At 49.3% G+C, this 19,475-nt stretch carries 20 protein-coding genes; 4 read left to right on the top strand and 16 right to left on the bottom strand.

Going from position 1 to position 19,475, the window contains the following annotated elements; all coding sequences use genetic code 11:
- Nucleotides 1–82: 82 nt before the first annotated feature.
- The 5 genes from pdxK to ACQ4MX_RS19465 all read right to left on the bottom strand — a co-directional run bounded on the left by pdxK (nt 83) and on the right by ACQ4MX_RS19465 (nt 5,075).
- On the bottom strand, nt 83–892 hold the full coding sequence (pdxK, locus tag ACQ4MX_RS19485; RefSeq protein ID WP_134912533.1) for a pyridoxine/pyridoxal/pyridoxamine kinase: 810 nt from the start codon (nt 890–892) through the stop codon (nt 83–85).
- A 190-nt stretch (nt 893–1,082) separates the two neighbouring features.
- Nucleotides 1,083–2,489, bottom strand: coding sequence for a DNA-binding protein (locus ACQ4MX_RS19480; RefSeq protein WP_431086780.1), 1,407 nt, complete (start codon nt 2,487–2,489; stop codon nt 1,083–1,085).
- A 128-nt stretch (nt 2,490–2,617) separates the two neighbouring features.
- Nucleotides 2,618–2,800 carry a hypothetical protein gene (locus ACQ4MX_RS19475; protein ID WP_431086777.1) on the bottom strand — a complete coding sequence of 61 codons (183 nt, stop codon included), beginning with the start codon at nt 2,798–2,800 and terminating at the stop codon, nt 2,618–2,620.
- Nucleotides 2,801–2,820: 20 nt separating this feature from the next.
- Entirely contained in the window at nt 2,821–3,084 is a 264-nt protein-coding gene (locus ACQ4MX_RS19470; protein WP_431086774.1) for a stalk domain-containing protein, read from the bottom strand.
- Nucleotides 3,085–3,113: 29 nt separating this feature from the next.
- Nucleotides 3,114–5,075 carry a bifunctional 2',3'-cyclic-nucleotide 2'-phosphodiesterase/3'-nucleotidase gene (locus ACQ4MX_RS19465; RefSeq protein WP_431086773.1) on the bottom strand — a complete coding sequence of 654 codons (1,962 nt, stop codon included), beginning with the start codon at nt 5,073–5,075 and terminating at the stop codon, nt 3,114–3,116.
- 236 nt (nt 5,076–5,311) lie between these two features.
- Between ACQ4MX_RS19465 and ACQ4MX_RS19460 the strand changes: the two genes are divergently transcribed.
- The 4 genes from ACQ4MX_RS19460 (at nt 5,312) to phnE (ACQ4MX_RS19445) (ending at nt 8,835) form a co-directional block, all read left to right on the top strand.
- Nucleotides 5,312–6,280: a phosphate/phosphite/phosphonate ABC transporter substrate-binding protein gene (locus ACQ4MX_RS19460; protein WP_431086771.1), complete on the top strand. Its 969-nt coding sequence runs from the start codon at nt 5,312–5,314 to the stop codon at nt 6,278–6,280.
- Nucleotides 6,281–6,413: 133 nt separating this feature from the next.
- The gene (gene phnC / locus ACQ4MX_RS19455) at nt 6,414–7,184 is read left to right on the top strand and encodes a phosphonate ABC transporter ATP-binding protein (RefSeq protein WP_431086770.1); all 771 of its coding nucleotides are present in this window, start codon (nt 6,414–6,416) and stop codon (nt 7,182–7,184) included.
- Nucleotides 7,181–8,041 carry a phosphonate ABC transporter, permease protein PhnE gene (phnE, locus tag ACQ4MX_RS19450; RefSeq protein ID WP_431086767.1) on the top strand — a complete coding sequence of 287 codons (861 nt, stop codon included), beginning with the start codon at nt 7,181–7,183 and terminating at the stop codon, nt 8,039–8,041. The genes phnC and phnE (ACQ4MX_RS19450) overlap by 4 nt, the downstream gene beginning before the upstream one ends.
- The gene (phnE, locus tag ACQ4MX_RS19445; RefSeq protein WP_149095219.1) at nt 8,038–8,835 is read left to right on the top strand and encodes a phosphonate ABC transporter, permease protein PhnE; all 798 of its coding nucleotides are present in this window, start codon (nt 8,038–8,040) and stop codon (nt 8,833–8,835) included. Before phnE (ACQ4MX_RS19450) ends, phnE (ACQ4MX_RS19445) begins: the two co-directional genes overlap by 4 nt.
- A gap of 90 nt (nt 8,836–8,925) precedes the next feature.
- Here phnE (ACQ4MX_RS19445) and ACQ4MX_RS19440 read toward each other — a convergent pair whose 3' ends face one another.
- The 11 genes from ACQ4MX_RS19440 to deoB form a co-directional block, all read right to left on the bottom strand.
- Complete coding sequence (locus ACQ4MX_RS19440) at nt 8,926–9,153, bottom strand: hypothetical protein (protein ID WP_431086766.1); 228 nt, start codon at nt 9,151–9,153, stop codon at nt 8,926–8,928.
- Between the two features lie 160 nt (nt 9,154–9,313).
- Nucleotides 9,314–10,189, bottom strand: a complete 876-nt coding sequence (gene cysW, locus ACQ4MX_RS19435) for a sulfate ABC transporter permease subunit CysW (RefSeq protein WP_134912521.1) — start codon at nt 10,187–10,189, stop codon at nt 9,314–9,316.
- A 75-nt stretch (nt 10,190–10,264) separates the two neighbouring features.
- The gene (gene cysT, locus ACQ4MX_RS19430) at nt 10,265–11,098 is read right to left on the bottom strand and encodes a sulfate ABC transporter permease subunit CysT (protein ID WP_431086765.1); all 834 of its coding nucleotides are present in this window, start codon (nt 11,096–11,098) and stop codon (nt 10,265–10,267) included.
- Nucleotides 11,099–11,125: 27 nt separating this feature from the next.
- Nucleotides 11,126–12,187 (bottom strand): sulfate ABC transporter substrate-binding protein, encoded by a 1,062-nt coding sequence (locus ACQ4MX_RS19425; RefSeq protein ID WP_431086763.1) that lies wholly within the window; start codon nt 12,185–12,187, stop codon nt 11,126–11,128.
- 383 nt (nt 12,188–12,570) lie between these two features.
- On the bottom strand, nt 12,571–13,254 hold the full coding sequence (locus tag ACQ4MX_RS19420) for a hypothetical protein (protein WP_431086760.1): 684 nt from the start codon (nt 13,252–13,254) through the stop codon (nt 12,571–12,573).
- 121 nt (nt 13,255–13,375) lie between these two features.
- The gene (locus tag ACQ4MX_RS19415; protein WP_431086759.1) at nt 13,376–13,870 is read right to left on the bottom strand and encodes a hypothetical protein; all 495 of its coding nucleotides are present in this window, start codon (nt 13,868–13,870) and stop codon (nt 13,376–13,378) included.
- 250 nt (nt 13,871–14,120) lie between these two features.
- Entirely contained in the window at nt 14,121–15,311 is a 1,191-nt protein-coding gene (locus ACQ4MX_RS19410) for an MFS transporter (protein ID WP_431086758.1), read from the bottom strand.
- A 47-nt stretch (nt 15,312–15,358) separates the two neighbouring features.
- Nucleotides 15,359–15,931: a TetR/AcrR family transcriptional regulator gene (locus ACQ4MX_RS19405; protein ID WP_283653381.1), complete on the bottom strand. Its 573-nt coding sequence runs from the start codon at nt 15,929–15,931 to the stop codon at nt 15,359–15,361.
- A 255-nt stretch (nt 15,932–16,186) separates the two neighbouring features.
- Nucleotides 16,187–17,488 (bottom strand): pyrimidine-nucleoside phosphorylase, encoded by a 1,302-nt coding sequence (locus ACQ4MX_RS19400; protein WP_431086755.1) that lies wholly within the window; start codon nt 17,486–17,488, stop codon nt 16,187–16,189.
- A gap of 32 nt (nt 17,489–17,520) precedes the next feature.
- Nucleotides 17,521–18,228: a purine-nucleoside phosphorylase gene (deoD, locus tag ACQ4MX_RS19395; RefSeq protein ID WP_431086753.1), complete on the bottom strand. Its 708-nt coding sequence runs from the start codon at nt 18,226–18,228 to the stop codon at nt 17,521–17,523.
- Nucleotides 18,229–18,293: 65 nt separating this feature from the next.
- Nucleotides 18,294–19,475, bottom strand: coding sequence for a phosphopentomutase (gene deoB / locus ACQ4MX_RS19390; protein ID WP_431086750.1), 1,182 nt, complete (start codon nt 19,473–19,475; stop codon nt 18,294–18,296).

The following is a 19,475-nucleotide window of genomic DNA, read 5'->3' as shown; positions in this document are numbered from 1 at the left end:
TGCGGCTTAAAGACTCTAGCCTAAACGCTAACGATCGGAGATGCACTACCTAATGCAGCCATTTTATAAGTGCATTCATGCTTTAATGATTTTGCAAACGATGTGCCGCATGCAGAGTCGGACCAACGAATTCGTTCAGCTTGAAGCTGCCTTCAATCGCCTGTGTAATGAATTTTTTGGCCTGATCCACCGCTTCACGTACAGTCAGCCCTTGGGCCAAGCCAGCCGTTACCGCTGCCGAAGTTGTACAGCCTGCACCATGGGTGAAGCTTGTTTTCACAACATCCGCCTCGAACCAGTCGAAGGTAATTCCGTCATAAAGCAGATCCATCGCTTTACCTGCACGGATTTTGCCACGGTCCTTAATCAGCACGTGCTTCGCCCCGCGCTCATGGATAATCGCCGCTGCTTCCTGCATCTGTTCCAGCGTCGTAATGGGTCCGTTCTTCGCCAGTTGCGAAGCCTCGAATAAATTCGGCGTGACCAGGTCAGCGCCCGGAATCAAAAATTCCAGCATTGCTTCTGTATTTTCCGGCTGAAGCACTTCATCCGTACCTTTGCAGACCATAACCGGATCAATAACGACCCGTTTAAGATCATGCTTGCGCAGATGGCTGGCAACCAGCTCAATAATATCAACGGAACCGAGCATACCCGTTTTCATCGCGTCAAAGCCAATACCTTCCAATACCGTACGCAGTTGTGCTTCTACCACATCCAACGCAACAGGATATACAAGATGGTCCCACGTTTTGGGTTCCATCGCAACTACGGTTGTCAATACAGTCATTCCATATACGCCAAGCTCCTGAAAGGTTTTCAGGTCTGCCTGAATACCCGCGCCGCCGCTGGTGTCGGAGCCGGCTATCGTTAATGTTTTGGGAATCGTCATTTTCACATGCTCTCCTTCACTTACTGTGCTGCATTTATCCTAATCCCGCATGGGAAACTTGTCAACGCGCAATGCGTTCTTCCTATGCTAAAAGTCACAGAAAAGAGTAGAATTAAAAAACGAGAACGTTCCCTTTTGACCAGGAGCATCCTCGCTAGAATAGGATCTATGAAGGCTTGAATGACAAAGATTATAAATACCTGCCGGTGCTGTGATCATAGGCATGATTCTTTTCATTTTCACGCACGCCCAGGCAAAACTTCTGATACAAATGCTGCTGTTCCGGGGTAGCGAAATTCCGATGCTGCTCAAACAAAGCCATGCAACCGATAATATGCTCAGTATAGCTATTGTCCACAGACAACTGTAAGCAATGCAGTGTTTGCCCCAGTCCCTCCGCATAATCACCCTTTCGAAAATGATATTCGGCATACACCTTACAAAAGGAGGCGAAGCGGAATGCATTAAAATGCTTGCGGTAGTGAGTGTCCCATTGATCCGGTGCAAGCTCCCAGAAGCTCTTGAGTTGCTGGCTGAATAGTCCCAGCTCGGCATCCACAAAGTAACCGAACCTGTTCGCTGATTCCAGCAGCGTATTCAAGCCTTCCAGCGTTTCGTCCGGATGCTCGCGCAAATACGTAATATATTCATAAATTGCAGAGGTATTGCCCATTTTAATTTCGATACAAAGCCGATTGCCTTGAGCATACACACGATGCATGTCCACTACTTTCTGGCCTTCCTCATCCAATCCTTCAAACCAGCTCAAATCTGCATACCCATCGATCCATTTCTTGGATTCCTCATACCTGCCCTGAAACTCATAGCAGCTGGCCTTGAGCAGATGACCCTGTGCATAATAGTAGACAAGCGGTTTGAGTAACTCCAGATGCTCATCTCCAAAGCGGTTCCGATTGCGGTATAGCGCATGAGCCAATTCTCGCAGCTCGTCCGCATACATTTCCATCTCGGACCATTGCATTTTTAACGCAAACACTTGAGATAGCATATGTAAGCCTTCCAATGCATAAGTTTCCGGCAACCGACTACGGTACAAGTGGAATTGCACAGCAGCCTTCAAGCTCCGCTTGTTATCCTTGATCTGAATCTGGAATATACGGAAATAGCTGATCGCTAACCGCTCGGAGTGGGTATATTTCTCACTCTCGATGACGCAATTGTACAGAAGCATGGCCGCTTCATATCTGTCGTCCTCAAACATCGCTTCTGCGGTTTCAAAAATAGCCGGAATGTTCGATAAATCATCCATCAGATAGCCAAGTACGCTGCAAATACATTCCAGCTTGTTCAGCTCCGAACAACGGAGCAGAAACGGACGCAACCTCCTCCAGTGCGGTAAGGAATGAATAAAACATTCATCCACATACATCTCGAACAAGGCCCCTTCTTCCAAACCCATAGCCCCGGTAATCAGATCAAGCTGATTTACTGAAATCGGCCGTGGGGGATTCCGGTTAAGTATGCCGCTAAGTGTACCCGGATTTACTTTGGAAGCGTCTGCGAAACATTGCATGGAAATACCTTCACGCTGAATATACTTTTCAATTTCTGCACGAATCGTGGTGTTTTTTTCCAAAGGGACACCCCCTCCATCAAATGATGGTGACTTTTTCATTACCTTTTAAACCAAAATTTGTTTAATCAAAGTATATGTCTAATCATAACGGAGGTCAATAACTTAAACGCGACTCAGGACATATAAAATTACGAATTTCGTACGATTTTAAATGATCCGTGTGCAAAAAGACCGCCCCCGGAGGGACAGTCTTTGCTTAACATATGATGCCATAGGCTCATGTCCGCCTTTTTCTGTGTTCCGTTCACGTCGACAATGTTTTTGCCTACCCAGAATTTCAGTGTATCGTTCCCGGCTCTCACCCATACCATTTGCGTTTTTGCATCCCATTTCACTGAGCGCCTATACCTTCACCCAGGTAACGCAAAGGAATGTATGTCTTACCGCTCCATATGAACGGAATGGTGTCCATTTGTGTCGTTTTATCATTAATTTTCAGCATATGGCTATCCACTTTCATCCAGACATTCGTCATGCCGCTGGCATTCATCGTATCGGATGGAGCAGGAGCTGCGGGTTCCGATGGTGTAGTTGGTTCAACAGGCGCAGATGCAATTTCTTCTGCAAATTTGTCACTATTTTGCGTTTGGATCACTTTAAATTTAAATTTTTTCCAAAAAAAATTCAGGATCGCCCGAAATCCAGAGCAAATTTGGCGTATCCCTCCGCGGTTAATCCTTCATAAAGCAACTCTGAATGGGCTTTGGCAGCATCCGTTGCTTGCGGTGAGGTCAGGAACGTCACATGCGGGCGGCCCGGCCATGGCGCGAGGGACCAGTGACCGTCTGCTTGGGGCGTTAACGTCTTCATATGCCGTACATATTCCGTTAGTACATGCCGATTCTCATCCAGTGAAGCGAGTACGATGCGTTCCCCGCCCGGATTGACCAAAGTAGAGGAAAACGCGCGATAGTTGTTCGTGACGACCAAATAGCTTCGCTGCATATCCAATGGTTCTCCATCCAAGGTCATATGAAGGATTCTGTGCGCACTCGCCTCCTTCAATATTCCGGCAGCATCATATCTGGCAGGCTGCGTCACATCAATCTGGTACCTGATCCCGTCGATAATATCAAAATTAAAGCTCGGAAAGTCGGAATCAATCAGCTCCTGCTCCTGTTCTGCATACGGATCAATTTGTTGGAATTGTCCAGCAGACCATTCGAGCCATTCCCGAATTTCTGCCCCGGTCAGCCGAACGACATGTAGTGTGTTTGGAAAATTGTACAGATCGGCGATATGCTTGATTGCCAAAGTCCCCGCCGGAATATCGGTATAATATGAAGGGCCATATCGGCCGCCTGTTTTAAAGGGAGCGGCTGCCGACAGCACAGGCAAGCCTTCGTACTCACTCCCCTGCATCTGCTGCTTCACATACCACATTTGCGCATCATTCACGAGTTGAACAGAAGCGTCGTCCATCACCTGGGCAAAATAGCTGTTTATTGCCACCGTTGTGCTACCAACAGGAGCGCGAATATAATCCAGCGTCCCGGCATGCTCTTCCGCAACCGCCTGCTGAATGGCAGCATCCGGCTGCACCAGCGCTTGCTTGCGTACCGAATCATACACCGGACGTACCTCCGCAGAAGAGGCAGCCACTTGCCATGTTCCATCCATAAGGGTCAGGTCCAGATCAATGATACCCAGATGATCTCCCCAAAAGCCCGGCTCCACCGCCGGAATATCATGGATGGTACCTCGCTCCGCGTCCACACCCGTTTTACCAACGAACGAAGGGCCGGGGAATACTTTATGTGCATGACCAAACAGAATCGCGTCAATTCCTTCCACCCTGCTCAGATGCAGCACCGCATTTTCCATATATGGCGTTTCAGGAATATCTTCGAAGCCCGCGTGAGGCATGGCAATAATCAAATCGGCTCCCTCTGCCTTCATTTGCGGAATAAACCGTCTTGCGGTCTCCAGCATATCCTTGACGATGATTTTCCCTTCCAGCCAAGCCTTGTCCCATTGCATAATTTGCGGAGGCACAAACCCGATCATCCCCACCTTCAACAGATGCTTGAAGCCTGCTTCATCCTCCACCGTCTTGTCCAGTATCAGATAAGGTGTAAAGTAATTTCGTTCTTTTTCCACGACTGTATGGCTATCTGTAAAAATATCTTTCTTCGTATCTATATCTGTATCCGCCTGAATATAGATGTTGGCATTGATATAAGGAAACTTGGCTCCTTGAAGGCAAGTCTGCAAATATTCCAATCCATAGTTAAATTCGTGATTCCCGATATTGCCCGCTTCGTACCCAAGCAGATTCATCGCTTTGTAGGCAGGATGCACGGCGTTCGGGTCCTGTTGGAGACGTTGTACTGCATAATCCCCCATCGGATTGCCTTGAATAACATCCCCGTTATCCAGCAGCAGGTGGTTAGGTACCTCGGACCGAGCCGCCTGGATTAGACTGGCTGTTTGCGCAAGACCGTACTGCAACGTTTTCCGATCCGTATAATAATCGTAATTCCACAAGCTGACATGCAGATCAGTCGTAACCATAACACGGAATTTCACCCTCACAGGACATAGCGTCTGCTGTTGTACCTCTTTATTGATATCTGAAATATCCAATCCTGTTCTCTCCTTCAGCTTCGGTCATAGAGCTTGAACAAGTCTAACAGGGTACTGTTAAGAGAATGTTAAATGAATAGAAATGAGAGAGTATAAGATATATTTTACATACTTTTTACCAAAGTCAGGAATGGTTTTTACCCTAGTGACCGGACTAGCTGTTAAGATTCTGTTTGTCACAGAATTTACAGACTTTTTCAATTTTTCGTTATTACTATTTTTAGGGGGAAATTATTTTGTTTAAAAAAGCACTGACCTTGTGCATGACTTTCACACTGGCTGCGGGTCTCGCAGCATGCGGCTCCAATGCGAGCAATAACAACAGCGCGTCCACTCCAGGCACAGATGGCACGAAAAGCGAAAGCACAGCCTATGTTCCTACAGAGTTAAAAGTACAGTTCGTTCCTTCCCAAAATGCAGATACGCTCGAAGCTAAAGCCAAGCCGCTCGAAAAGCTGCTGGGTGACAAGCTCGGAATTCCGGTGAAAGTAACCGTTTCTCCTGACTACAACACGATTGTGGAAGCCATGTCTTCCAAACAGGTAGATGTAGGTTTCCTTCCACCGAATGCCTATGTTCTGGCACACGATAACCGTAAAGCAGCCGATTTGCTGCTGCAAGCCCAACGCTACGGCATTGATGATGCCACAGGCAAGGACACAACTGAAAAAGTAAACTTTTATAAATCGATGATCGTGGTGAAAAAAGATTCTCCGATTCAAAGCCTGGCTGACCTGAAAGGCAAAAAAGTCGGCTGGCAAAATGTAACCTCCTCCGCAGGCTATGTGTATCCCGCAGCAGAGCTGAAGAAAGCTGGCGTGGACCCGGACACGGATGTGCAGGGCGTAACGATCAAAGGCCATGATGCCGCTATCCTGGCGCTGCTGAACGGTCAGGTTGATGCTGTAGCTGTTTTCCAGGATGCCCGCAACACGGTGAAGAAGGAAATTCCGGATGTATTCGAAAAAACACGCGTCATTCATTACACCGCTAAAATTCCGAATGACACGGTCAGCGTTCGTTCCGATATGGATCAGGCGTGGAGAGACAAAATCAGCCAAGCCTTTATAGATATCGCCAAAGACCCGGAGGGCGGTCAAATCATTAAAGAAATTTATACGCATGTAGGCTATGAAAAAGGTGACGATAAAAACTTCAATTCTGTTCGTGAATATGCCGAAGCCGTCGGCCAAGCAGTTAAGTAATAGGAGCAAACGCGTAATTGTAATGAAGCAGTAGCTACGAAACAGGCTTTACGAATGACAGGGCAGCACCGTCCATGTATTCATGGCGGTGTTGTTTTCATTCCACCCCATCGGGGGAGAAAGTTGGGAGCATATGATCGAATTCCGCAATGTATCGAAAACATACCCGAACGGCACCAAAGGGTTGAACAATATTAATCTGACGATTAAAGAGGGCGAAATGGTCGTCATTGTCGGCTTGTCTGGTGCGGGCAAGTCCACTCTGCTGCGTTCCATTAATCGACTGCTTGATATTACCTCCGGCGACATTGTTATAGGCAGCAGGTCTGTCACATCTGCCGGAAGCAGCGAGCTGCGCCGCATTCGCCGTGATATCGGCATGATTTTTCAGAGCTTCAATCTGGTCAAGCGTTCCACCGTACTCCGCAACGTGCTTTCCGGCCGGGTCGGCTATCATTCGACGCTTCGGACCATTCTGGGCCTTTTTCCGAAGGAGGATATCGAGCTGGCACTAACCGCGCTGGAACGCGTGAACATTCGTGAAAAAGCCTATAGCCGGGCCGATGAGCTGTCCGGCGGGCAGCAGCAGCGCGTATCCATCGCCCGCGCTCTGGCGCAGGAGGCCAAGATCATTCTCGCGGACGAGCCTGTCGCATCGCTTGATCCGCTGACTACCCGCCAGGTCATGGACGACCTCCAACGGATCAACCGTGAAATGAAGATTACAACCATCGTTAATCTGCATTTCATTGATCTGGCGCGCGAATATGCGACGCGGATCATTGGATTGCGTGCCGGAGAGGTCGTCTTTGACGGCACGCCGGAGGAAGCTACGGATGACGCCTTCGCGGAAATCTACGGCCGGGCCATCAAGCATGATGAGCTGCTGGGAGTCGGATCATGAAGCCCGACTCTACTGCGCGGACGCTCTCTTCGACGCCGCCGTCACCACAAGCCGGACCGCCGCAGCCGCAGCAATCCAAGCCGACCGCAGCGCCGCCCCTACCGGGGCGTTACAAGCGTTACGCCACCTGGATGATCTTTATCGTGGTGCTGGTGGCCTGCTCCATTCATACGGATGCTACGCCTTACCAGTTGATCGTCGGCTTGCCGGAGATGGGCAAATTACTTGGCGAAATGTTCCCGCCTGACTGGAGCTACCTGCCCACCATCTGGAAGCCGATGCTGGAAACCATCCAGATTGCCATTGTGGGCACGACGCTGGGTGCGCTGCTGGCTATTCCCGTCGCCCTGCTGTGCGCCTACAATATCATGCCGCGCAAGCTGATCTCGCTGCCGATGCGCACGATCCTGAACCTCGTGCGGACGGTTCCCGATCTGCTGTTTGCCTCCATCTTTGTGGCGGTGTTCGGCATCGGGCCGTTCGCAGGGATGCTCGCCCTGCTCTTCTTCTCCTTCGGCATCATTGCGAAGCTGACGTTCGAGGCCATTGAAGCCATTGATCCCGGTCCGCTGGAAGCCATGACCGCCGTTGGCGCGAGCCGCATTCAGGTGATTGCCTTCGGTGTCGTACCGCAGGCATTGCCCTATTTTGTGTCCTACTTGCTGTACACCTTTGAGGTCAATGTGCGCGCAGCATCTGTTCTGGGACTGGTCGGCGCGGGCGGTATCGGCCTGCTGCTCGACCGTTCACTTGGCCTGTTCCGGTATGACCGGGCAAGCATCATCATTCTACTGACCCTCGTCATCGTATTGGCGATTGATTACGGCAGTAACATGCTACGGAGGAAACTATTATGAATGATTCCACACTTCGCAGACCTCTTCGCTCCAGACTGCGTTTATGGGCGATAGCCATTCTGCTGATCATCATTTATATTTGGGCTTTCCGTGGGATGCAGTTCGAAGGATTGCAGGGAACCGCCAAAAACGTCTCTCTCGCTATACTGGACGGCTTTCTTCATCCTGACTGGTCATTCGTGTACATTCCTGAAGGAGAGGACTTGCTGCGCGGGCTGCTGGATACGCTGGTTATCTCCATTCTCGGAACCTTCGTATCCGCATTCATCTGTCTTCCGTTTGCCTTCTGGGCATCCAGCAATATGACCCGTTTGCGCCCCTTGTCAGGCAGCGGAAAATTTGTACTCAGCGTCATTCGGGTATTTCCTGAAATGATTGTCGCGATCCTGTTCATCAAGGCCGTAGGCCCCGGCTCATTTGCGGGTGTGCTTGCCCTTGGTATTCACTCCATCGGCATGCTGGCGAAGCTATTTTCGGAAACGATCGAAAGTGTCGATCACGGACCGCAAGAAGCCTTGATCGCCTGTGGTGCCAACCGTTTGCAGGTGATTTTCTTCGCCGTGCTGCCGCAGGTGATTCCACAGTTCCTTTCGTATTCGCTCTACCGTTTTGAAATTAACATCCGTTCCGCTACCACGCTAGGTCTGGTGGGTGCAGGCGGTATCGGTACTCCGCTGCTGTTTGCGCTCCAAATGCGCAACTGGAACCGTGTAGGTGTCATTTTGCTGGGCATTGTGGTCCTGATCATATTAACGGATTTAATTTCCGGCTGGCTGCGCAAGCGGATTGTATAATCAACAAGATTGAAAATGCCAAAAAAGCCTCTCCTGTGTAAAAGGGACAACATTATGCTCCCATTACTCAGAAGAGGCTTTTTAGATTCATCAAATGGCCGCTACCTCGTCCATCACCCGCCGGATTTCCTCTGCCGTATTATAAAAATGCGGAGCCACGCGGATCACATCCTTCCGAGCCGAAACGATGATATTTTGACTTCTCAAGCGGCTCTCAACCGCCGATGCATCGGCTACCTCAACAGCGATGAGACCAGGTAAAGCTCCTTCCCCGGAAGGCAAACGTCTGCTTAGCCCTTTGCGGCGGCAATACTCCATAGAAAATTCCAGCAATTCGCTCACGGAAATATAGCTGACGGTAGGACTGAATCCATATAAGTCATCTTAGAACAAGGGTCTCCCTTCCCATCTTATCGCCAAACATCGACGATAGACGCGAAGAGAGACCCTGTGGAATCAAGCACGTTCCTGCGTTTCATTAATGAACCCGTTTGCGTCCAAACCAGCTTTTAAGCACCAAGGTGGCGAGAGCCAGTAACAACAGCAGCGAAGCCACCGCAAAGGATGCCGAGAACTGATATTCGTTATACAAAATTTCCACATGGAGCGGCAATGTGTTCGTCTCTCCACGGATATGTCCCGAAACGACCGACACCGCCCCGAATTCACCCATCGCTCTCGCATTACACAAAATAATGCCATACAGCAGACCCCATTTGATATTCGGCAGCGTCACCTTCCAGAAAATACGCCAGCCGCGTGCGCCCAGCGTAACCGCCGCTTCTTCCTCCTGGTGTCCCTGATCCTCCATTAGCGGAATCAGCTCCCGCGCTACAAAAGGAAACGTGATGAACAGCGTCGCCAATATAATCCCCGGTAAGGCAAAAATAATTTTGATATCATGCTCGTCCAGCCACGGCCCAAGCCATCCCTGTGCGCCGAATACCAGCACATACATCAATCCGCCGACAACAGGAGAGATGGCAAAGGGCAAATCAATCAGGGTGACCAGCAAGCCCTTGCCGCGAAATTGAAACTTTGTAATCAGCCAGGCGGCGGCTACGCCAAATACCGTATTCAACGGTACCGTTATCGCCGCCACCAGCAGCGTCAGCCGCAGCGCCGACATAGCGTCCGGGTCGCGTAACGCTTCAACATATACGCTCCAGCCCTGCTTGAGCGCTTCGGTAAGTACGATGATCAGCGGCAGTATCAGCACCCACAGCAAAGCCAGAAAAGCGGCACCGATCAGCGTCCACTTCACCCAAGGGGCTTCGGTTGTAACCCTGTTGGGCGGTGCAGATGAAGGCACAGGTGCATGGGTAAGCTCCTGTCCGGTTATCGCTTGTGACATGATGTTTCTTCCTCCTTAAACAGCGGATGTACCGCTATCGTGTGAACAAAACGCATACTGTCCTGCGTGATAACGTTAGACAGTACGCCGCCGCGACCAGCGCTGAATGCTGTTAATCAGCAGCAGCAGCAGGAATGAAATGACCAACAGCATCAATGCTACCGCCGTAGCTCCGGCATAGTCATTTTGCTCCAGCTTGGACATAATGAGCAGCGGCGCGATCTCGGTCTTCATCGGCATATTGCCGGAAATGAAGACGACTGAGCCATACTCCCCGATGCCACGGGCAAAGGCGAGCGCAAAGCCCGTCAGCAGCGGTGGTATCAGCTCGGGCACAATAACGCTGCGAAAGGTACGCCATCTGCCCGCTCCCAGCGTAGCGGCGACCTCCTCCTCGTCCTTGTCCAGCTCCTCCAGCACAGGCTGGACCGTCCGCACGACGAACGGGATACCAATAAACATCAGCGCGAGCGTAATACCCGTCTGCGAGTAGGCCATCTTCCAGCCAAGCGGTTCGAACAACGAGCCGATCCAGCCATTTTGCGCATATAGAGCTGTCAAAGCAACACCCGCAACCGCTGTAGGCAATGCAAAGGGCAGATCAATCACCGCATCAAAAATCCGTTTTCCCGGAAATTCATAACGCACCAGCACCCAGGCGATCAGAAAACCGAGGAACAGGTCAATCAGCGCCGCAGCGGCAGCGCACAAAAAGCTTACCTTGTAAGAAGCCAGTACCCTGACGTCAGTCGCCACATCCCAAAACTTCTCCCACGTCAATCCGGTTGAATTCAGAAGCAGCGCCGATAAAGGCACCAGCACTACCAGACTGAGGTACAGCACACTATATCCCATCGTTAACCCGAACCCGGGAAGTACGTGTTTTCGGGTGACTTGCACTTGACTCATGTTCTGTCCATCCCTCTCTTCAATCCATTAACTTCCAGGTACATAAATTTGGTCAAAGATGCCCTTGTCGCTAAAATGCTTTTGCTGCGTCTCCTTCCATGTTCCGAATACATCCTTCAAGGTCACCAGCTCCAGCTCGGGAAATTGATTCTTGAACTTCGCCTTTACGCTATCCAGCGTTGGACGATAATAGTTCTCGGCAGCAATGGTTTGCCCCTCTTCGCTGTACAAATATTTCAGGTACGCATCCGCTACCTCGCGTGTACCTTTTTTATCCACAACCTTATCGACCGCCGCTACCGGAGGCTCGGCCAAAATGCTGATCGACGGGTATACGATATCGAATTTATCCGTACCCAGCTCCTTCACGGAAAGCAGCGCTTCATTCTCCCAAGCGATCAGCACGTCACCAATCCCGCGCTCCACAAAGGTCGTTGTCGCTCCACGCGCACCGCTGTCCAGTACCGGCACATGCTTATACAGCTCCTGTACAAACTGCTGGGCTTTAGCTTCATCGTTATTGTTTTTCTTGAGCGCATAGGCCCATGCCGCAAGATAGTTCCAGCGGGCTCCACCAGATGTCTTGGGGTTCGGGGTAATAACCTGCACATCGCCGCGGATCAGATCATCCCAGTCTTTAATCCCTTTCGGATTACCTTTACGCACCAACAGCACAATGGTTGAAGTGTATGGAGAGCTGTTATGCTCATATTTATCCTGCCATCCCTCTTTAATCAGCCCTTTTTCCTGTAACGCATCAATATCGTAGCCCAGAGCCAGAGTAACTACGTCCGCATCCAGCCCGTCCTGCACAGAACGGCTTTGTTTACCAGATCCTCCATGAGATTGCTTGATCGTAACCTTCTGCCCTTTCTCCTTCTCCCAGTGAGCGGCAAACGCCTTGTTATACGCCTCATACAGCTCACGGGTCGGGTCATAAGAAACATTGAGCAGCTCCACATCCTTGGAACCCGCAGCAGAGCTGCCATTCGCCTGTGTTTCTCCTTTGCTTGCTCCGCAAGCACTTAACGTCAACGTCAAAACCAAAGATAGCCCGAGAATAAGTCCACTTTTCCATTTCCCTTTCATCAAGACCCTCCTAATTCTATGTAATTAATAAAAACAAATTCATTTACGCCTGTTATTGACAGACGTATTCAAAAAAAAGAGCGGAGAATTCCCTGATGCAGCCCTGATAGGTCAAACCTGTCGCTTGGACAGTGTCTGCCTGCTGTTCTTAGAGGTTCTCCGCCACAATGGCGAGATCATACTTTAATACTTTAATTCTTTAATTCCTACCTGTTTAATGAGTTATGTAGATATAATACGAGAGTTTATGAGCGTTGTCAAACCTTTTTTTGGGATGGATGATCTGTGCTTCGCTAGCTTGAGGGGATCAGAGGGGATAAAAAGTCAGGAACATTCGAATGTTCCCGACTGCTTACAAACTATTTTCATACACAAGGAACTGCTTAATTTGCGACCGTTTCAAGATTGACGGAAAAAACTCCAAAAAGCTTCGGATTGTCTGTAGCTCTTCTCAACCACAGCTCGCCTGAGCCAACCATAACTCCCTGATAATTGACAAACAAGTCGTCTGTCTTTTGATTCACCAACGCTTCACGAATTGCGTCCGTAAAAATCTGATCATACTTGGCAATGAACTCTTTCTTATTCGGAATTGTTAGTGCCTTTTCGCTGTCGTTGACGCGCAGAGGGTAGAAAATGTAATTGGCCACCTTTTCCTTATCATTGTCGGCAACAGCCTTCTGCAACGCTTTGAACGTGTTCAAAAATGCCTTGGGGTCCTGAATACCTGCTACCTCAAAAGGATTGTGGGATGGATTGGCGGATTTTGGGGAGGAAGAAACATCCGATGAAGTAGCCGGGGCCGATGGACTTGACTTTTCCGCGTCATTTCCGTTGTTTTCCGCACTCTCGCTCTCTTTCGCTACTTTTTCATTTGGGGCTGAACCACTACGATCCGCATCAGCTCCATGCTCTATCGCACTTGTATTGCTTCCGGTCTCGACGGTTTCAGCATTCTTATCCTGGCCGCAGCCAGCGAGAGCTACAAATGTAAGTGTAAGTAAAATGGCTGTGAGTGACAGCCTCCGTGACATTTTCTGATTACCGTATTCTTGGTTTTTGGGCACAACGGGTCATCCTTTCTGCTTCTGCTTTCTGCTCTGACCTATTCTGTTCATTAAGTCTTCAACCGTTCTATTGTAACATAAGTAGGCTAATGACCGCATGTCGTGCCCATATGGAAGGGGCTTACAGCGTAATATACGCGAAGGTTTTCACTGATCCTTTGGAGCCACCGTCCGTATTTACATCCAAAATCAGCTCAGTTGTGGAATCCTTCGTTGCTTCATTTTGTTCCTCCGGCTTTACCAACAACAGATCATGCCGTTCTCCCGGCTGCAACGTTCGGCTGGAAAATCCATCTGTCTGACCTGACAAGCCTGACGTACCCGCGCTTTTAAGCTTATATCGTATAGGTTGCTTCCCTGTATTCTTGATGCTGATATACAGCTTCCGTCCCTCTTCAAATGTAAAGTTCGTATGAGCAGGCCCCTCAAATTGCATCTCCTGATCATGTACAATGCGCTTCGTTACGCCCCCTTGCTCATTCTGCACACTTAACGGAGCAGCCGGGTGCGTCACACTCGCCGTTGATGTAGTATGCGTAGTCGTCGATAAGTTGGCAAAAGCGGCATATCCCACAATTGCCCCTGCAACCCCCATCCAAACCCACTTATCTACCATTTCATTTCCTCCTTCATAGAACTATGTTGAATCCTAAACGATATAAGCCATTTTCCATAGCATTTAGTCGTCGCCGTGATTACATAGATGGAACGGCTTATCTTCCACAAGAAAACGATCCAACCAGGTCATTTTGAATATAAAATCGGGGGCAGATTCAATCAATCCTTACTATACAAAAAACCGAACTCATATCTATTATGAGTCCGGCTGTCATATTTTTCAAACTTGATCCAAGGCATCCATGCGCTTATACGTTCAGCGTGTTACGGGACTTTTTCTTATCCAATACACTATAAACCACAAATATAATTAAATATGCCGCAATCAGCAGAGTGGAGAACAAATACATCGTTTTATAGGAGGTTAATCCCGCAACCATACCCAAAATCAAAGAGCCTCCCCCGATGCCCAAATCGAAGAAATTATAAAACGAACCCACGGCATCCTCTCGCTCATCTTCTCCGACCACACTGATGGTCCAAACCTGCAAAGCCGGGAAAATAGCTCCAAAGCTCATGCCATACAGCACAGCAGCGACCAAAAATTGCAATTCCGTCCGCGATGAGGCCACCATGATAATGGCGGCGATAAGCACAACCCCTGCGGGAATCAGGATATAAGCCGGGCCTTTGGTATCAAAAATTCTACCGGACACCAGTCGGACGAGGAAGCTTGCCATAGCCACCGTAAAGAAGAACCATGCTACGTTGGTGAATCCCTGCTCCTTGGCAAATAAGGCCACGAAAGACATCACTCCACCTGCCACTACGCCGACCAGCAGTACAAGACAGGATTGCAGCAGCACTTTTTTTTCAAATAATTTGAGTGGAACCTTCGTTTTTTCCTTCGTTGTATCTGCACTCGTCGGTTGAACAGAATGGCGACGAGCCAATACGATCATAGCAAGAGCTAGTAGCATAATGACAGCGCCCATGGAAAACAGTCCGTTAAAGCCCGCTGCATGCAGCATCCATATGCCAATCAACGGCCCCACGGAGATCGCTACCGTCTCACCTACGCCAAAATAGCCCATTCCTTCTCCCATACGATGAGAAGGCAATTCATCCGAGGCAGAAGTCGCATATAGCGTACTGGCAATACCAAATCCAAAGCCATGCACCAGCCGGAACACCAGCAGCAGCAGCAAACTGGTGGAAAACATGTAGCTGCCCGTGGCAAGTATACAAATCGCCACCCCGATAATGAGAACATACTTCCTGTCCATAAGCTGGATCAGCTTACCAGAAAATGGACGAATGAATATCGCTGAGCACACAAACACACCTGTCACCAGGCCGATCTGTAACGGACTACCACCAAGACTTTCCACAAACAGCGGCAGTGTCGGCAAAAGCATTTCGAATGCCATGAATAATATAGCATTGGAAATCATCAAAAGTATAAAGTTTCTGGACCAAAAACTTTCCTTCACAGACACAATTCTCTTCCCCCAATAAAATTATGTTGACTCAAATGCCTAGATGCTCAGGCCTGAATCAAGCCATGCCAGTAAATATCCCAAGAGCTTTCCAGACGCGGATCAAAATCGGCGGTACCGTTATACACCAGCTCTACCAGCATGCCTTCGATCAAATTCATATAAGCTGTTGCAGCGGATCGAGCTGGAACACGAAGCTTAACCGATGTTTCGGCTGCCAGCCGCTCATATACCAAGCTGGTTTTATGCTCTACATAGCGTGTGACCAGGGCCTGAACCTGGGCTTCCAGCGTAGACGGAATTAGAAAGCCGACATACAGAATCAAACGCAAATTCATAGCGCTCTCATAGCGTTCCTTGAATTCAATGATTAACCCTCGCAGGACAGCTTCAAGGGACTGTTCGGATTGATCCTGAAAATAACGATCCAGCTCCAAAATCTCCTGATCCACCGCATCCGCAAATATATCCAAAAATAAATCGTCCTTGCTTTTAAAATGGGCATAAATCGACTGCTTCTTAATCCCTACCTCATCAGCAATCAGTTGCAAGGAGGCCGCATCGTATCCCTTTCTCGCAAATTGCTGCAAGCCAGCTGCTTTAATTTTCTGTAGTGTCATGTTCTTCCTCCAATAACCTTACGAACGGTCGTCAGTTTGTAAGTTCAGTATAGTACCCTCACTGGACATTGACAATAGCATTTTTTCCTTCCGGCTTACAATAGCTCCGCTCATTCTTTCTTTTCATCATTGAAATTCCTTGTTGTTTTAGTTAATCAAAGCGGGAGCTACAAAAAAGCCGGAGACCCTCAGTTTAGAGGGCTTCCGGCTCGATAACCATACTACTATTGCGAGTTTATGAATACGCCTTACTGCTTACTCTGTCACCGTTCCGTAGATCAGCACAGGTGCTTCGGCGTGATCCGCAATGCGGATGTTCGCGTAAATTTTCTCCAGCACTTGGGCCACATCTTCACGGTTGGCATGAATGGTAACCAGCGAATCGCCCACTTTTACAGCATCGCCGACCTTTTTGTTCAGCATCAGGCCGACAGCCAGATCAATCTCGGATTCTTTGGTTGCGCGTCCTGCTCCAAGCAGCATCGCAGCCGTACCGATTTCGTCAGCCACGATTTCAGCGACCACACCATCCTGCTTCGCAGGCACTTCGATGAGATACTGCGCTTGTGGCAAGCGTTCTGGGTGATCCACAACCGAAGCGTCGCCGCCCTGGTTTGCAATAAACTCTTTGAATTTCTCCAGTGCTTTGCCATTGCGAATGACTTCCTGGAGCTTCTCTTCGGCGTCTTCGAGGGAATCTGCTTTGCCAGCCAAAAATACCATCTGACTGCCCAAGGCCATACACAGATCTTCCAGATCCTTTGGCCCTTCACCGCGCAGTGTATCAATCGCTTCTTTGACTTCCAGCGAGTTACCGATGGCAAAACCCAGCGGCTGACTCATATCGGAAATGACAGCCATCGTTTTGCGACCGACATTGTTACCGATGCTTACCATGGCATGTGCCAGTTGTTTGGCATCATCTACGGTTTTCATGAACGCGCCTGCACCTGTCTTCACATCGAGTACGATGGCATCGGAACCAGCAGCAATTTTTTTACTCATAATCGAGCTGGCAATCAGCGGAATCGAGTTTACCGTGGCGGTAACATCACGCAGCGCATACAGCTTTTTGTCCGCAGGTGTCAGGTTGCCGCTTTGTCCAATGACCGCAATTTTGCTGCGATTGACCAGATCCACGAATTCGTCCTTGCTGATTTCTACGTGGAAGCCTGCAATAGCCTCCAGCTTATCAATGGTTCCTCCGGTATGTCCGAGGCCGCGACCTGACATTTTCGCTACCGGAATATCCAAAGCCGCTACGAGCGGAGCCAGCACCAGCGTTGTCGTATCACCAACACCGCCAGTAGAATGCTTATCGACCTTCACGCCTTCAATCGCGGACAGATCAATTGTGTCACCTGAATGAACCATTGCCATCGTCAGATCCGCGCGTTCGCGCTCGGTCATATCTTTGAAGAAAATGGACATCGCCAACGCACTTACCTGATAGTCAGGAATTTCCCCTTGCGTGTAGCCTTGGATAATAAAATTAATTTCCTCGGTGGTCAGTTCTTTTCCATCACGCTTTTTCTCGATCAAGTCTACCATTCTCATATGTCATTTCTCCTCACTGTACGTATGATCGTTTACAGGGATATTGCTGTATCCAGTGCAACTTCCATCATTTCTTTAAAGGTCGTTTGCCGTTCTTCCGCTGTCGTTTCCTCACCTGTCAGCAAATGATCGCTTACCGTCAGAATCGTCAACGCATTTACGCCAAATTTGGCCGCCAGCGTGTACAATGCCGAAGTCTCCATCTCGACACCCAGTACGCCGTATTCCATCAGCTTTTGTGTAATTGATTTGTCATCACGATAAAAGCTGTCCGAGCTGAACACGTTACCGACATGCATTTTTAAGCCCTTGGCAACACCGCGATCATAAGCGCCCTTCAACAAAGGGAAGCTGGCAATCGGTGAAAAATCATAGCCGCCAAAGATATGGCGGTTCATGCCGGAATCCGTACAGGATGCCTGTGCCAAAATAACGTCACGTACATGCACATGCTCCTTCATCCCGCCGCACGTACCTACACGGAATAAGTTTTTCACACCGTACTCGCTAATCAGCTCATTGACATAAATACTGATGGACGGCAGTCCCATTCCGGTTCCCTGTACAGACAGGCGTTTGCCCTGATACGTTCCCGTAAATCCGAGCATTCCGCGCACCTCGTTGTAGCAGGTCACGTCTTCCAGATAGGTGTCAGCAATAAATTTCGCCCGCAGCGGGTCTCCTGGCAGCAGAATTGTTTCTGCAATCTCTCCAGGTTTGGCTCCAATGTGTACACTCATGTTTTTATTCCTCCGTCCCATTTGTCCGAGCTTATACTCTAACTTATATCCAGGTTTAGTCCCGATTATTGAAGTTCTGCCAAAAAGCTTGTTCCGTGTTCAGGCAGCTTCACACCAAAGTTATCTGCTACTGTCGCTCCGATATCCGCAAACGTTTTACGTACCGCAAGCTCCTTGCCTCCAGCTGCAAAACGTGGGGAGTACACCAACAGAGGCACATATTCACGTGTATGATCCGTTCCCCGATACGTCGGGTCATTCCCGTGGTCTGCGGTGATAATCAGCAGATCTTCATCCGTCATTTTAGCGAATACCTCCGGCAGACGGGCATCATAATCGTCCAAAGCCTGACCATATCCCTGCGGATCACGACGATGACCGTATACGGCGTCAAAATCGACCAGATTCAAGAAGCTTAATCCGGTAAAATCTTCATCCAGCGTAGCCACCAGCTTATCCATACCGTCCATATTGGACACGGTGCGCACAGCTTTCGTCACACCCTCGCCGTCATAAATGTCGGAGATTTTACCCAATGCAATCACATCCAGGCCTGCATCCTTCAGCTCGTTCATTGTGATACGACCAAACGGCTTGAGCGCATAATCATGGCGATTGGAGGTGCGGGAGAAGTTCCCCGCCTCTCCTACGAACGGACGAGCAATAATCCGGCCCAGCATGTACGGGTCTTCCAGCGTGATTTTACGACAGAACTCGCAAATCTCATAAAGCTCCTTCAAAGGTACAACTTCCTCATGCGCCGCAATTTGCAGCACCGAATCCGCCGATGTATAGATGATGAGCGCTCCTGTTTTCACATGTTCCTCGCCCAGCTCGTCAATGATTTCCGTTCCGCTGGCAGGCTTGTTGCCGATGACTTTGCGGCCCGTATGCTCCTCAATGCGCTGAATCAGCTCATCCGGAAAACCATCAGGGAATACGCGGAAAGGAACTGCAATATTCAAGCCCATGATTTCCCAGTGTCCGGTCATTGTATCCTTACCGTTGGACGCTTCCTGCATTTTGGTGTAATACGCCAAAGGTTGCTCAGCGGCTTGCACCCCTTCAATAGAACGAATATTGGACAGACCAAGCTTACCCATATTCGGCATGTTCAGACCGCCGCGTTCGCGGGCAATATGACCCAGTGTATCTACATCGTAATCATCAAACTGGGCAGCATCCGGCGCTTCGCCGATCCCCACAGAGTCCATAACAACCAAGTGAATCCGTTTGAATTTAGACAT

Source organism: Paenibacillus sp. 8b26, assembly GCF_050626875.1.
In the GTDB taxonomy this organism is placed as follows: Bacteria; Bacillota; Bacilli; order Paenibacillales; family Paenibacillaceae; genus Paenibacillus.
Note: the sequence above shows the minus strand (reverse complement) of the source record. Positions and strands in the feature narration are given on the sequence as shown.

Coding starts and splice junctions, on each gene's coding strand:
- pdxK (WP_134912533.1), bottom strand. CDS start 892: ATGACGATTCCCAAAACATTAACGATAGCCGGCTCCGACACCAGCGGC.
- ACQ4MX_RS19475 (WP_431086777.1), bottom strand. CDS start 2,800: ATGGTATGGGTGAGAGCCGGGAACGATACACTGAAATTCTGGGTAGGC.
- phnC (WP_431086770.1), top strand. CDS start 6,414: ATGATCGAATTCCGCAATGTATCGAAAACATACCCGAACGGCACCAAA.
- phnE (WP_431086767.1), top strand. CDS start 7,181: ATGAAGCCCGACTCTACTGCGCGGACGCTCTCTTCGACGCCGCCGTCA.
- phnE (WP_149095219.1), top strand. CDS start 8,038: ATGAATGATTCCACACTTCGCAGACCTCTTCGCTCCAGACTGCGTTTA.
- ACQ4MX_RS19440 (WP_431086766.1), bottom strand. CDS start 9,153: ATGGAGTATTGCCGCCGCAAAGGGCTAAGCAGACGTTTGCCTTCCGGG.
- cysW (WP_134912521.1), bottom strand. CDS start 10,189: ATGTCACAAGCGATAACCGGACAGGAGCTTACCCATGCACCTGTGCCT.
- cysT (WP_431086765.1), bottom strand. CDS start 11,098: ATGAGTCAAGTGCAAGTCACCCGAAAACACGTACTTCCCGGGTTCGGG.
- ACQ4MX_RS19425 (WP_431086763.1), bottom strand. CDS start 12,187: ATGAAAGGGAAATGGAAAAGTGGACTTATTCTCGGGCTATCTTTGGTT.
- ACQ4MX_RS19415 (WP_431086759.1), bottom strand. CDS start 13,870: ATGGTAGATAAGTGGGTTTGGATGGGGGTTGCAGGGGCAATTGTGGGA.
- ACQ4MX_RS19405 (WP_283653381.1), bottom strand. CDS start 15,931: ATGACACTACAGAAAATTAAAGCAGCTGGCTTGCAGCAATTTGCGAGA.
- ACQ4MX_RS19400 (WP_431086755.1), bottom strand. CDS start 17,488: ATGAGAATGGTAGACTTGATCGAGAAAAAGCGTGATGGAAAAGAACTG.
- deoD (WP_431086753.1), bottom strand. CDS start 18,228: ATGAGTGTACACATTGGAGCCAAACCTGGAGAGATTGCAGAAACAATT.
- deoB (WP_431086750.1), bottom strand. CDS start 19,475: ATGTCTAAATTCAAACGGATTCACTTGGTTGTTATGGACTCTGTGGGG.